Source organism: Exilibacterium tricleocarpae, from assembly GCF_007004655.1.
GTDB classification, from domain to species: Bacteria; Pseudomonadota; Gammaproteobacteria; order Pseudomonadales; family Cellvibrionaceae; genus Exilibacterium; species Exilibacterium tricleocarpae.
The window spans coordinates 1-13,280 of sequence record NZ_ML660098.1 but is presented as its reverse complement, the minus strand read 5'-3'; the positions used below and the strand labels follow the sequence as shown (position 1 = coordinate 13,280).

The following is a 13,280-nucleotide window of genomic DNA, read 5'->3' as shown; positions in this document are numbered from 1 at the left end:
CGCCATGCCCGCCCCCTTTATGCTAATGCTCGGCCCGATCCGCTTTGCGGTAGATCAGGGCGCCTATCAAAAACTCACCCGCAACAGCGCCTATACCTGGGCCTCGCGCCCCCAACCCGGCCACCCGCTGTTGAAGAAGAAAGGGCTGGGCGGCGCGGCGCGGCAATACAACGGCCCCGGTGACGACAGCCTGACAATCAGCGGCACCCTCTATCCCCAACACAACGGCGGCGCCTGGCAGTTGACACTGATGCGACTGTCTGCCGGCATTGGCGTACCCCTGCCACTGATAACGGGCACGGCGGTAATGGGCCGTTGGGTTATCGAAAGTATCGGCGACGATCGCAGCGAGTTTCTCGACAATGGGGCGGCCCGTAAAATCGAGTTCACCCTGTCGCTGAAGCGGTACCAGCGCGATTATCTCCAATCGCTTACCTAAACGGCGGACTCCTTCGATGGCGCAGCACTATGTGACCAAGCAAAATGAAATGCTCGACTGGATTTGCTGGCAGCACTATGGTCAACGCCGTCAGCTCGAACAGGCGGCGCGCGAACTCGACCCGCTTGGCGATGAAATTGACGATACGCTGAGTCAGGCCCTCTCCTCGCTCAGCCAGGCCAGCCCGCAAAACCTGGCCGGTATGGTGGAAAGTATTTTACAGGCCAACCCCGGTCTGGCGGCGCTGGGCCCGGTATTGCCGGCCGGGGTGACACTGGTACTGCCGGACTATAGCCAGGCGGTGGAGGAAACACAGGTGGTGCAACTATGGGACGATTGATGCGTTCGCTTGCACTGTCGCTGCCCGGTCTGCTGGACTCGAACAGCTCTCCCTGCTACCGCCTGCTCGCCGGCGACAAAGCCGTGGGCGATGCCCTGCAAAGCCGTCTGATCTCGTTGCATCTGCACTTATACGATGGTGAGCAGAGCGATCAATTGGTGTTGGAGTTGGATGACGGTCCGCACCAACTGGCGCAACGACTGGCCGTGCCCAAAACCGGCAAAAAGCTCACACTCTGGTTGGGCGATACGACTGCCCAGACGCTGATGGGTGACTATCATGTCGACCAGATCAAGGGCGGGGCCGACGAGGCCAGCTCGCTCACCATTACCGCGGTGCCGAAACTGTTGATCAGGGAAACCACCCGCACCTGGGCCGCTATGGCGCTCGGTGATATTGTCGAGACGATTGCCGCCGAGCACTCGCTCAAGCCGAAAGTCAGCCGCCGCCTTGCCGCCTTGCGGATCGAGGCCGAAAACCAAATCGCCGAATCCGATATCCGTTTTTTAACCCGCCTGGCCACCCGTTTCGATGCCGTGGTGAAGCCCGCCGGCGGCAGTCTGCTGTTTTTGGAAAAAGGCCGGGCACAGACGGCCGGCGGCGCGCCGCTGGCGCCGGTACTGATCAAACCGGATGATATCGTGGACTGGAGCGGCTATATCGCTTCGGACCGCTCGGCTTACGGAGCGGTGGTTGCCTCCTGGCACGACCGCCTCAGGGCTGCTCATAGGCCGGTGGTGGCGGGAACCAAAGGAAAGGCTGAGACTTTCTACTTACCGCACCTGTACACCGGGGAGGCCGATGCCAGAATGGCGGCCGAGGCCAAGCTCGAAGCGTTACACCGTGACACCGCCAGCCTTGAACTGAAAGTGCTGGGTAAACCTGCGATCAGTGCCGGTGGTGCTATTGCCGTCACCGGCCTGCACGCTGAGATGAACGGTGAATGGCGGGTGAAAGCCGCCACTCACACGCTCGACGGCAGCGGCTACTTGACGGCGCTACACTGTTATAAAGGGACTCGACCATGACTGCTGTTGCCAGGGAATCGCAAAATAACTTCTACTACCTGGGTGCGGCACTCGACCAGTTGCGCAATCATATGCGCCGCTACCTCGGGCAGGCGGCGCCGGCCAGTGTGCTGCCCCGCTGTTCGCCCGATGCACCACCGGCCCTGGAACGGCTGTGCCACCAGTTTGGACTCGATACCTTTGAGCGCGAACTGCTGCTGCTGTGCGCCGGTGTCAGTCTGGATGGGGAGTTTGCCGAGTTGTGCGCAGCGGCGCGCGGCGATTCGCACAAACACTGGGTCAGCTTTGACCTGGCATTACAGGTGTTTAACGACGGGCAGTGGCGTCCCTTCAGCACCCATTCGAGTTTGCGATACTGGTTGCTCCTGCGTCTCGAAGACCCCGCCAACCCCCAGCTCAGTGCGCTGCATATTGATGAGGGCATCCTCCACTACCTGACCGGCCATGTCGCACGCGACCCCCAGGTGACGCCGCTGTGTCTGCCGCTGGCGCCGCCGGCGCCATTGATCGACAGCCATCAACAGATCGCTGACCGTATCGCCCGCGTATTGGCCGATACACCGGGGCAACAACCCGGCCCGCTGATCCAGATTACCGGTTCACAGGCGGTTGCCGGTGCTGCGGTGGTGCAGCAGGCCTTTCATACCCTGGAGGTGCAGTGTTACCGCATCGATGCCCAGTCTCTACCCCGTGAGCTGCAGGCCCTGCACAAGCTTTTTCTGCGCCTGGAGCGCGAGGCCCTTTTATATCGGGTGGGCTATCTGTTTGAAGCCCATTACGACAGTGACCAGGCCGATACATCGTGCAGCCTGGACTATCTGCTGAAACGCCTGACAGCTCCCTGTGCTATTGCCCGCGAAAATCCATTGCAGATACCGGGAAGGGAGATATTGACTTTCGCTATCGGTCGCCCCTCCTATCCTGAGCAGGCGCAGTTGTGGCGCCAGGCGCTGGCCGGCGATGCCCAGGCAAAGGATTTGCAGGATTGCTGGCCGCGCCTGCCCGATCAGTTTGATCTGAGTGAACAGCAAATCCGCACTGTCGTGCGCCAGTGGCGTGCTGGCGACGGTATTGCTCAATGTGACGATACGGGCGAGCGGCTCTGGTCTTTATGCCGGCAGCATACCCGTCAGCAGATCGGCGCCATGGTCCGCGTGATCGAACCCGCCGGCACCGATCCGGCGGCGCTGGTCCTGCCGGCGGAGGAGAAGCAGATTATTGATGCCATCCGGCAACAGGTGCTTTATCGGCATCAGGTCTACCGGCAATGGGGCTTTGCCGGCAGTGGCGCTCAGGGTCTGGGTATCAGTGCGCTGTTTGCCGGCAGTAGCGGCACCGGCAAGACGCTGGCCGCAAGCGTTATCGCCGCTGATCTGGGTCTCGATATTTATCATGTCGATCTCTCCGCCGCGGTCAGTAAATATATTGGCGAAACGGAAAAAAATCTGGAAAAAATATTCAGTGCAGCCGAAAACAGCGGGGCCATCCTGTTGTTTGATGAGGCCGATGCCCTGTTCGGTAAACGCAGTCAGGTCAACGACAGTAAAGACCGCTATGCCAATATGGAAGTCAGTTATCTGTTGCAGCGTATGGAGTCCTACAGTGGACTTTCGATCCTCACCAGCAACTACAAGAACCATCTGGACGATGCCTTTCGGCGCCGGCTGCGCTTTATCGTGCAGTTTCCTTTTCCGCAGGCGGCACAGCGCCGGCAAATCTGGCGCCAGGTTTTTCCAAACAGAACGCCCGTCGGTGAACTCGATTATGAAAAACTGTCGCGCCTGGAAATCCCCGGCGGCATTATCCGCAATATTGCCGTCAGTGCTGCGTTTTATGCTAGTGGCGACAGTTGTCCCGTAGGTATGGCGCATATTCTGCAGGCGGTTCGGGACGAGTACCGCAAGTCTGAGAAAACCCTGCAGACCAACTTGATAGCGGGTTGGTGAGTGCTAAGGAGATCGGAGAATGAGCACAGAGATTGGTATTGATAACAGTGTGAAGGCAACGCCCGGGGAGATATGTTACACCGGCGCGAGTGAAGGTGACTGGACCGCAGGGGAGATAACCCTGGTGCTTCACAAAAAAATAGCCGTTAAGCAGCAGCAGGCGGTTTACAAAGCGACGTGTAACTTCAAGTTCACAGGCAGCAATCCCAAGGGTGACCCGATTACCGGCAGTGAGAAGCTGGAGTTGAAAGCCGCTGATACCAAACTCAGCGGCAAGGACGGTGGAATGCTACGGGTTGAGTCCAGGGTAGAGGGGGCGTTTGGTAATGAACTCGAGATCATTGCCAGTCAATCCAAACTCGCAACCGCGTAAATCACCTATCACTAACCGAGAAACCCGTTATGTTCGAGCGCGCAGCACAGAAAAACTTTAGCAGTAGAGAGCGAGCGAAAACACAGGCGAAAGACGTAACACAGGGCAAGTCTGTAGCCGGCTATACACCTGTCCAGTGTCGATTTGCCGGACCCAAAAGTTCGGCGATGGCGTCGAGAGATACTGATGCCCCTGCCCAGTGCCGGACTGGTGTCGGACCGAAAAGTCCAGTGACGACAGCAGCCAGTGCTAACCGCACCGGTCTGCCGGGTTACTTGAAAAGTGGTATCGAGAGCCTCTCAGGCTACACCATGAATGATGTAAAAGTGCATTACAACTCCGACAGGCCGGCGCGGTTGAACGCGCAGGCCTATGCCCAGGGCAGTCAGATCTATCTCGGCTCGGGGCAGGAACGGCATCTACCCCATGAAGCCTGGCATGTGGTGCAGCAGAAGCAGGGCAGAGTCAAACCGACCATGCAGTTGCAGAGAGGTTTGAGTATCAACGATGATCGGCACTTGGAGAGAGAGGCCGATATCATGGGGCGCAGGGTGCAGCAGGCAGGTGGGGGGAAGGGTACCCCGCGACCAGCCCGCAAAGCCCGGCCGGTTGCGCAGGCAAACGTCGCACAATTGGCGAAGAAGCGTGCAGTGTTGCGCCGCAGCGGTCGTATTGCAGAAATGGAACAAAAGAAAGCGCGGGCACGCAGAAGCCAGCGCGGCGCCAGGTATAAGACCATAGTTCGCTATCAGGGTGGTGTTAAGCCTGCCACTTACCAGCGGTGGGTCCCTGCTTTAGGCGGTAATGGATTGGTGTGTCCACGTGGTTCTTACGAAGAGAAAATAAGGCAGTTTCAATATACGGGCAGCCGCGCCGGAGATAATGCCAGACTGGGAACCCGCAAAGGCTATGTCTGGCATCACTCTCACGATTTTGTTTCTACCGGACCTAATGCCGGCTATGGTACGATGTTTCTATTACCTATTTCCTCACACAGACTTTCCCACCGGGGCGGTGTGTATCAGTGGAACCGCACACCGGGCAACAGGCGGTATAGATAATGATACCTATAATTAATTCCACCGCAGCGCCTGTTTCTCCGGCGCAACTACGTCAGGCAGAAAAAGAACTCGGGCTGCTTTTGCCGCAACCTTACCGGGATTTTCTGCTTAAGCATAACGGCGGTGAGCCGGTACCGAATACCTTTCGGTTTGCGGATGGAAAAACCCGTGAAGTCCTCAATTGGTTTTTTTCCATTGAAGACAAAGAGGATAGTCTTGTTGATCTTGCTAAGGCTTATCGAGGTTGTCTGCACAGTGATTTACTGCCCATAGCTGCTGACCCATTTGGCAATCTGGTTGCTATTGGTGTCAAAGGCACTTGTCTGGGCCAGATCTATTTTTGGCTGCATGAAACGGAGTTGCCTGCCGATACGCCGCTGCCAAACAGAGACTGTCTGCTGGTGGCTTCATCGTTTAATGTCTTTATCAATGGATTCGGATGATTTTCAACCGAGGGGAAAAGCTGGAAAAAATAAGGCTGGCGGGTAATGTCTGGGGCTGAGTTGCGGTATAGCCAAGTGGGTCTCAAACCTGGTTTAACGATATTGAAATGAAAAGCATGAGTCTGGACTACACAGCGGGTTGCCGATGATCAGGCACGCGTTGACAAAGCAGGCGCGGGGGTTTTCCAACGTGGAAACAAAAGCTGCCGATACCCATAGTATGAAACCTATAGCTGATGATACCGATGCTGTGGTGCGGTGTCGCTATGGCTATCGGGCTGGCCCTTCTAAGGAGGCGGGTATAAGACCGGCTTCTGAGCAGTCCATACCGCCGGGTTCTGCCGTTATTCAGGGTAAGTTTTTTGAAAAACGGAATAATGAGTACCTTTGGCATCAAGAGAGACCTGATAGGACCTATACGCTGTTGGACGAAACGCGGTATTTCTATAGAGGCGGCGCAGTCAATCCTCTAAATCTTGCCTATGGCGCTTATCCGGTCTACACACACAGCGCCGTGGATCGTTCTGGCTCGGTTGTTGGAGGCGGGCTGGAGGAGGAAGAGCAGGCCAGGCTAGATGCTATATTGCAGGTTCTGTCGCGGCCGGAAAACGCGCCCTATCTGGAAATTTTGAATGTGCTGCAACAGCGTATTCTCGCAAACATGGGACCATCCGTGGTGGATCAGTTTCACAAGGGTGCCCATATCGTATTTGAAGACGGCGGTGCGGTTTATCACGATATTTTTCGGATCGCCGCCCACAGGGGTATTGCCAAACTGCGCAAGAGAAGTTGGTGGGAGTATTTCACCGGTGCCCAAATCGAGCCGGTGCCAACCAATTTGTCTTCTTCCGACAGTCCGCGGGGGCCGGGTGTGGGTTCGAGACGGCCGGAAAAGCGGCAGACCTCCCACTATGAGCGGGACGTGCTACCACAGTTGGGGATCGATCTGCCTGGCGGTCTTATCGGCCATATTCTCGTCGGTATGGTGCCCAACAGGCGCAGTCAATATGGCGACTCCGCCGGCAATACCTTTATCCAGACCGAGCAATACGGTTTCAAGTCTTTTTATGATCACAGAATCGGCCACGGCTTCGGGTTGTTTTGGAACCTGGCCAAGGGTTGGCAGAGTGGTTTGGCCGGTCATACCAAACACAGTGAAAAAACCGGGACGGAAATCCGCGAACAGGATAATCGGCACCGCAGGTAGATACGCGGCTTTAGGGAAATAGCATATTGCCTCTCAACCGGGCGAATTGCTGTCGAGGGACTGCCCGACAGCATCCCTGCTGTCGAAAGTTTGAAAGTTTCTGAAAGCTCTACCCGGCGGCAGACCTCTCTCCGATACTCTTAATCAAGTTCGAAACCGCTTGACTAGGATTCGAAAGCATCAGTTACCGCACCCAGCGACGCCGAATTAACCCCCCGCGCATACTTCGCCAGCACCCCGCGCCGGTAGCGCAGCGGCGGTGCCTGCCAGCGCGACAGGCGCGCATCGATCTCCGCTTGCGGCAGCTTCAGGGTCAATTCATTGGACTCGGCATCGATAACAATTTCATCGCCGTCCTCGACAATCGCAATGGGGCCGCCCTGCTGTGCCTCCGGCGTCACATGGCCGACCACGAAACCGTGACTGCCGCCGGAGAAGCGCCCGTCGGTAATCAGCGCCACATCCTCCCCGAGTCCCTTGCCCATAATGGCCGAAGTGGGGCTGAGCATCTCGCGCATGCCCGGGCCGCCCTGCGGGCCCTCGTAGCGGATGACCAGCACGTCCCCGGCTTTGACAGTGCCGTCGAGGATACGCTCGAGGGTTTCCTCCTCGGAGTGAAAGACCCGGGCGCGGCCGCTGAAGGTCAACCCTTCTTTACCGGTAATTTTGGCCACCGCGCCGGTGGGGGCTAAGTTGCCGTAAAGAATGCGCAAATGACTGTCCGCTTTGATCGGCTCGCTCAAGGGGCGGATAATGGTCTGATCCTGCGGATAGGGCTCGGTACCGGCGAGGTTCTCCGCCAGGGTCTTGCCGGTTACGGTCATACAGTCACCGTGCAGCATGCCGGCATCGAGCAGGGTTTTCATCAGTGGCTGGATGCCGCCGATGGCCACCAGTTCCGACATCATATAGCGGCCGCTGGGGCGCAGGTCGGCCAGCACCGGCACGCGCTTGCCGAGCCGGGCAAAGTCGTCCAGTGTCAGCGACACCCCGACCGCCTGTGCCATGGCCAGCAGGTGCAGCACCGCATTGGTGGAGCCGCCCAGGGTGATGACCACGGTGATGGCGTTTTCGAAGGCTTCCCGGGTCATGATATCGCTGGGCTTGAGGTCCTTTTCCAGCAACTGCAGCACGGCGGCACCGGCGGCGCGGCAGTCATTGGTTTTATTGTCCGATACCGCATCCTGGGCCGAGCTGCCCGGCAGGCTCATACCCATGGCCTCAATGGCTGAGGCCATGGTGTTGGCCGTGTACATGCCGCCACAGGAGCCGGGACCGGGGATGGCCGTCTCCTCGATCTGCTTGACCTCGAGCAGGGTTTTATCGCCTTTGGCGTGGGCGCCCACGGCCTCGAATACCGAGATGATATCGGTGTGATTGGCGCCCGGGCGGATGGTGCCGCCGTAGACGAACACCGCCGGCCGGTTGAGCCGTGCCAGGCCGATCATGCAGCCGGGCATATTCTTGTCACAGCCGCCGATTGCCACCAGGCCGTCGAAGCCCTCGCAGCCGGCAACGGTTTCAATGGAGTCGGCGATGACTTCGCGGGACACCAGCGAGTACTTCATACCCACGGTGCCGTTGGCGATACCGTCGGAAATAGTGATGGTGTTGAAAATCAGGCTCTTGCCGCCGGCCTCATCGGCTCCCCGGGCGGCCTCCTCGGCCAGTTGGTTGATATGCATATTGCAGGGGGTGAGATTACTCCAGGTGGAGGCGATACCGACCTGCGGCTTGTCAAAATCGGCGTCGCTAAAGCCCACTGCCCGCAGCATGGACCTGGCCGGCGCCTTGGTAACGCCATCGACAACCGTACTGGAATATTTGCGCCGTTTATCCGCCGCCATAAGATAAGTCCTCTGTTGTGTGTGTTCTGGTCTACTCGCCTGCACTGTACATTACTGCATGTTGCGGCAATACCCTTAAAGGCCCCTGTGTGTGCTCGCGGGAGGTGTGCAGGTCCTGGGCAGAATATGCTGTGAATATTGTACCTCACTTGAGAATAACTTTATCCATTCGCGTCATTCTTGTCATGGTTTTCCAGCTCCTGGTGTATTTCTCTCTCTTCATTTTTGCGACGAGGTGTCCTGCTTGATTCTTTAAGCTCTTCAGTGGTAACCCAATGCTCCATATTTGAATGGCCACGTTTTCCGCCGCCACCTCCTTCCGTAGGACCTTTTATCGTATCCGTACGTATACCAATGTCAGTTTATTAAAGTGCTTTCTTTTCGCATAACAATTAGATCAAAAGACATTTTTCCCACTATCTCCTTTTCGCAATGAATATTCATAGAAGAGTTTTACTTTCTTAAAAAAAATCAATAGCTTAGCTAGAGGCGCAATTCTATCAGAGCCGATAAACTGGGACAAATAGGTATTATAAACACTTCCTTATTCGATCATCTTGTATCAGTTGCCACTCATTCTTTTGGGGGGTAATGGCAAGGGTATAAAACTTCCTGTTAGCGGCATTTCTTTTGATCTGTTATAAAGACTACCATCAAGGCCAAAGTAAATTTATACTACTTTTTCTCGCTCAATAAAGTTTTCGTTGCACACCGCAATAGTACCCATAGTTTGCGTTAGTTGAAGACTTGTCGGCACAGAAATTTTAAGCCCACGCGGATCGACTTCCTTATAATGCTGCAAGGAATGATCCGAAATGATGGAAGAATTACTAAGAAATATAATAAATCACTGAAACGGTGCAACGCCTGGCGTTGTATTAAAGTGGAGATAAAGATGGAATGGATTGAACAACATTTTCAAATGGTCGATGAGTTCCCCAGGCCTGACTGGGGCGCTATCGCCGCTGTTGCAGAGGAAAACTTTCGCGATATCGACCAGCATAAACTTTGGTGCAGTATTGCCAGATCATGGATGCAGCGGCTGATATCCGTCTTGGACTCAAGTTATTCAGTTTATGAGTCGGACAATTTTATTATTTTGACCTCGGAATCCAGCAAATACGTAACTATTTTTCAGAAATTCCTTGAGCGAACGCTCAAGCGTATTGTAAAGATGCTACCCGGAATTGCGTCGGATGAAGGTGATGGGAAATATGTCGTTCTAATTTTTGACGATATAGATATGTATTACTCTTATTTATCTGATTTCTATGATAAAGATGGAACATATGGCCTCAGTTCGGGAGTCTATCTTAACCAAGGATATGGGCACTTTGCGTTTCCACATCGAGAGCTTGCCCATGCTGAAAGTATAGCGGCGCACGAAATGACCCATGCGCTGTTGTCGCATTTGCCCATTCCAACCTGGCTGAATGAAGGTATTGCAGTAACGATTGAAAATATGCTTACCGGGTCTGCCCCGCTAGAAATGAACGATGAGCTATATGCACAGCATCAGTCGTTCTGGGGTGACAAAGAAATACAAGAATTCTGGTCGGGCGATTCATTCTATCGTCCGGACAAAGGGCAGGAACTCAGCTATCATTTAGCACAATTTGCGGTTCATTCACTATCCCAAGACTATGACAACTTTATAGCGTTCGCCAATCAAGCGCACTTCAATGACGGAGGCGAGAGTGCTGCAAATGAAGTGTATGAGGGGAGCCTGGGTAACCTTATTGCCCAGTATTTTGGTGAGGGCGAATGGACGCCACGACCGGAAACCTGGGCAGGGGTACAACCCAGCCATGGGCTCCAATCCGAAGCGGCAGAAATGCCCTTGCCCTCACGATTGATGACGTGCGTATAAATCTCAGTTGTAGTAATGTCCGAGCACCCCAATAACTCCTGTATGGTTCGCAAATCGTAACCTGCTTCGAGTAAGTGAGTAGCGAAACTGTGGCGAAATGAATGAGCTCTAGCAGGCTTGTTTATTCCGGCAGCTCGAACAGCTTTTCGTATTTGTTTAGTTAACGCCGTTGGGTGCAAGTGGTGGCGTCTTTCTACTCCGGAGCGTGGGTCTCGCCCGATCCTGCTTGAGGGGAATAAGAACTGCCACGCCGTTTCCGTTGCCGCTCTTGGGTACTTGCGTGCCAGGGCATCCGGTAGATATACCTCACCAAAACCATCAGCTATATCCTGGGCATGCAGCGCTTTAACCGTTGCTATTTGTTGTTCAAGGCCTGGAATTAGACGTTGTGGAAGCATGGTGGCGCGGTCCTTATCCCCTTTGCCGCTGCGGACAATAATATTGCTACTGCCAAAATCGATGTCCTTTATTCGCAAAGATAACAACTCCGCGCTTCGCAAGCCGCTGCCATAGAGCAGCTCCACCATGAGCTTGGGCGTTCCCTTTAAGTGGCCGAGTATCGCAGTAATCTCGAGTTTACTGTACACAACCGGCAAGCGTCTGTGCATTCGCGCTGGTTGAAACGCCAACTCTCGTAGGTCCAGACCAAAAAACCTCTTGTAGGTGTAGACTAGCGCGTTTAATGCGATTCGTTGAGTACTGGTAGAGCAATGGCGGTTGATAGCTAAGTGATTCAAAAATTGTTCAATTGACGTTTCGTTCAAACTCTTGGGATGTTGCTTGTTATGAAAATAGATGAAACGTTTGATCCAATGTATATAGGTTTGCTCCGTTCGATAGGAGAGCCCTGCCTGTCGAATACTCAGGCGTAATTGATCTAGGAATTTGACTGGTTTATCCGGTAGTTTGTGGGGAATATCATCCATGATTAATCATCCTTGTCCTGTGTATAAATACAGTATATTTTGGCTGTGATTAAGTCAAATTCGCCTTTTTCAGAAGCCACAGGCTTTATAACAACGGGCAAAGCTTCCTAACCTATTGATTTGCCAGCCACATCGGTTATATTCAGTGGGCCAGATAGAGGTGGGTATGCAGTCAAGCGGTGGCTTGTTTAGCCAGAGAACAGAAATACCGAACTCCTCTGAGTCCCTTGTGACACGGAGCTTTTAGTCCGATCAGTGAATTTTCTCCTATGTTATAAGGCCAAAGTGTTATAAAGCCATAGGCTTTATAATTAACTGTTATGCACAAGGAAAAGTTAATCATGAAAGTTAAAATTTTGATATTTATAACACTACTCTCTGTATCTTCAGCCTCTTCTGCTGCGATGGTATGGACAGATGGGGCTGCTTTTGGTCCGGGAAAGGAAGTGGATGCAGTGTATCCCCAGTTTGCAAGTAAGTGGCTGATTTTTAGAACAACTGATGGAAAATATTATTCGTATCGGTGGGGTGAATCGGAGCAGATGACAGAGAATGCGAAAGCAATAATGTCGTTGTTGCTTACCGCAATTTCAACAAAGAAAAGAGTTAGTTTTTATTACGACGATTCTATAAATTCATATACCCCTATTTCACTAATTAATATCCATGACTGAGCATAACAATACGCTGAAAGCTCGCCCACGAAAAACGTGGGCTGGACCTCCGGCAAAAAACGCCTCCGGCCCTTTAGCTCTGCGTTATGCGCTAAAGGAAACGTAGCAATTGAAATCCCTTTGCAATCAAATTGAAAAAATTTTGCTGGAGCCAATGAAAGTTCCAGATGCCTTTGTGAAACTATTTGAATGGATTGAAAAAAATGGTTTTTACGAGGATACCGAGCATGGAAGGGTTGGTTATCTATATCCAATAAATGAGTTACGTGCTCAGTGGGGAGATACTGAAAGACCTGGTGGGACTCTTGTCGAATTTTACGCAGAGAAGAACAGCGACTTATTCTATTTCATGAACGAAAATACAAAAGGTCGTCTCCGAGTCTTCGCAAGAACTGGCGGTGATGGGTCTATGGCAGCCTTTTGGATTGATGATCATGGTCAGCAAAAGATCGTGCATATCGGTTCTGGCTCTGGATCAATGCTCGCTTGCGTTTTGTGTGATGACCCATTGGATTTTTTGAGGCTAATTGCAATAGGATATGATGAAATCTGCTGGAATGATGACTTTGAATATACGCCCAGAGAGAGTTTTAAAAACAGTAAATTTTTGGTTCAGCCAAACCTAAAGTACCAAAATTGGTTAGTCCATGAGTTCCAAACTTCTATTCCAACCAAGGCTATTGAAATAGTTAAAGAGCCAGCTGAATTTGGAGATGAGGAATCAAACGACCCATTCTGTAAATGGTTAATCGAAAATGACGCATAACAAACGCAAGCTCGTGCCGAGATAAATCCGAAGTCTTGGGATGAATTTTATAAATTCGGAAATTGATTAATGTTACCCAGGAGGTGCAGGTAATTGAATTCACTCCAGTCCTCCCACAACCAAAGCTTAGCCAGCAGGTTAGTAGTGAAGCCCGGGTGCGACCAAGGTAACGAGGTGTGCGGAGCAAGGGTGGAACGAGAGTGTAGGCCATTTATTGAGCCCCGAAATATTGTAGAGTGGTGGTCATTGGATAATCATCGACGGATGGGAAAGCTGACGGCTTGCTTTGTACCGGAAAGCAGCAGTCTCAGTAACGTTATGGCAAGTTGCTGCGACACCGCCGGGGTCTGAGAACATGGC

Annotated in this window: 12 protein-coding genes and 1 pseudogene; 11 read left to right on the top strand and 2 right to left on the bottom strand. The window is 53.2% G+C overall.

Translation table 11 applies throughout. The features are described from left to right. Positions 1 to 4 precede the first annotated feature (4 nt). From FKG94_RS17910 to FKG94_RS17875, 8 genes are all read left to right on the top strand, one after another. Positions 5 to 439 carry a phage tail protein gene (locus FKG94_RS17910; RefSeq protein WP_142905709.1) on the top strand — a complete coding sequence of 145 codons (435 nt, stop codon included), beginning with the start codon at positions 5 to 7 and terminating at the stop codon, positions 437 to 439. A 16-nt stretch (positions 440 to 455) separates the two neighbouring features. Then, positions 456 to 779, top strand: coding sequence for a tail protein X (locus FKG94_RS17905; RefSeq protein WP_142905708.1), 324 nt, complete (start codon positions 456 to 458; stop codon positions 777 to 779). Continuing rightward, positions 767 to 1,807, top strand: a complete 1,041-nt coding sequence (locus FKG94_RS17900) for a phage late control D family protein (protein ID WP_142905707.1) — start codon at positions 767 to 769, stop codon at positions 1,805 to 1,807. The genes FKG94_RS17905 and FKG94_RS17900 overlap by 13 nt, the downstream gene beginning before the upstream one ends. After that, the gene (locus FKG94_RS17895) at positions 1,804 to 3,753 is read left to right on the top strand and encodes an ATP-binding protein (protein ID WP_142905706.1); all 1,950 of its coding nucleotides are present in this window, start codon (positions 1,804 to 1,806) and stop codon (positions 3,751 to 3,753) included. Before FKG94_RS17900 ends, FKG94_RS17895 begins: the two co-directional genes overlap by 4 nt. A 19-nt stretch (positions 3,754 to 3,772) precedes the next feature. Then, on the top strand, positions 3,773 to 4,126 hold the full coding sequence (locus FKG94_RS17890; protein WP_142905705.1) for a hypothetical protein: 354 nt from the start codon (positions 3,773 to 3,775) through the stop codon (positions 4,124 to 4,126). Positions 4,127 to 4,155: 29 nt separating this feature from the next. Next, positions 4,156 to 5,187: an eCIS core domain-containing protein gene (locus FKG94_RS17885; protein WP_142905704.1), complete on the top strand. Its 1,032-nt coding sequence runs from the start codon at positions 4,156 to 4,158 to the stop codon at positions 5,185 to 5,187. After that, a complete protein-coding gene (locus FKG94_RS17880; protein WP_142905703.1) occupies positions 5,187 to 5,630 on the top strand; it encodes an SMI1/KNR4 family protein in 444 nt (147 codons plus the stop codon). Before FKG94_RS17885 ends, FKG94_RS17880 begins: the two co-directional genes overlap by 1 nt. A 424-nt stretch (positions 5,631 to 6,054) precedes the next feature. Then, a complete protein-coding gene (locus tag FKG94_RS17875; protein WP_179957698.1) occupies positions 6,055 to 6,837 on the top strand; it encodes a hypothetical protein in 783 nt (260 codons plus the stop codon). A 164-nt stretch (positions 6,838 to 7,001) separates the two neighbouring features. Here the strand turns inward: FKG94_RS17875 and ilvD are convergent, their stop codons facing one another. Further along, positions 7,002 to 8,684, bottom strand: a complete 1,683-nt coding sequence (ilvD, locus tag FKG94_RS17870; RefSeq protein ID WP_142905701.1) for a dihydroxy-acid dehydratase — start codon at positions 8,682 to 8,684, stop codon at positions 7,002 to 7,004. 895 nt (positions 8,685 to 9,579) lie between these two features. On the opposite strand from ilvD, the gene FKG94_RS29235 reads away from it, so the two are divergent. Further along, entirely contained in the window at positions 9,580 to 10,554 is a 975-nt protein-coding gene (locus FKG94_RS29235; RefSeq protein WP_246125234.1) for a hypothetical protein, read from the top strand. Positions 10,555 to 10,574: 20 nt separating this feature from the next. Here the strand turns inward: FKG94_RS29235 and FKG94_RS17865 are convergent. Then, positions 10,575 to 11,480: pseudogene (locus tag FKG94_RS17865) on the bottom strand (integron integrase); the annotation flags it as partial. A 341-nt stretch (positions 11,481 to 11,821) separates the two neighbouring features. On the opposite strand from FKG94_RS17865, the gene FKG94_RS17860 reads away from it, so the two are divergent. Further along, positions 11,822 to 12,154, top strand: a complete 333-nt coding sequence (locus FKG94_RS17860; protein ID WP_142905699.1) for a hypothetical protein — start codon at positions 11,822 to 11,824, stop codon at positions 12,152 to 12,154. A 109-nt stretch (positions 12,155 to 12,263) separates the two neighbouring features. Then, a complete protein-coding gene (locus FKG94_RS17855) occupies positions 12,264 to 12,920 on the top strand; it encodes an SMI1/KNR4 family protein (protein WP_142905698.1) in 657 nt (218 codons plus the stop codon). The last annotated feature ends 360 nt before the right edge of the window (positions 12,921 to 13,280 follow it).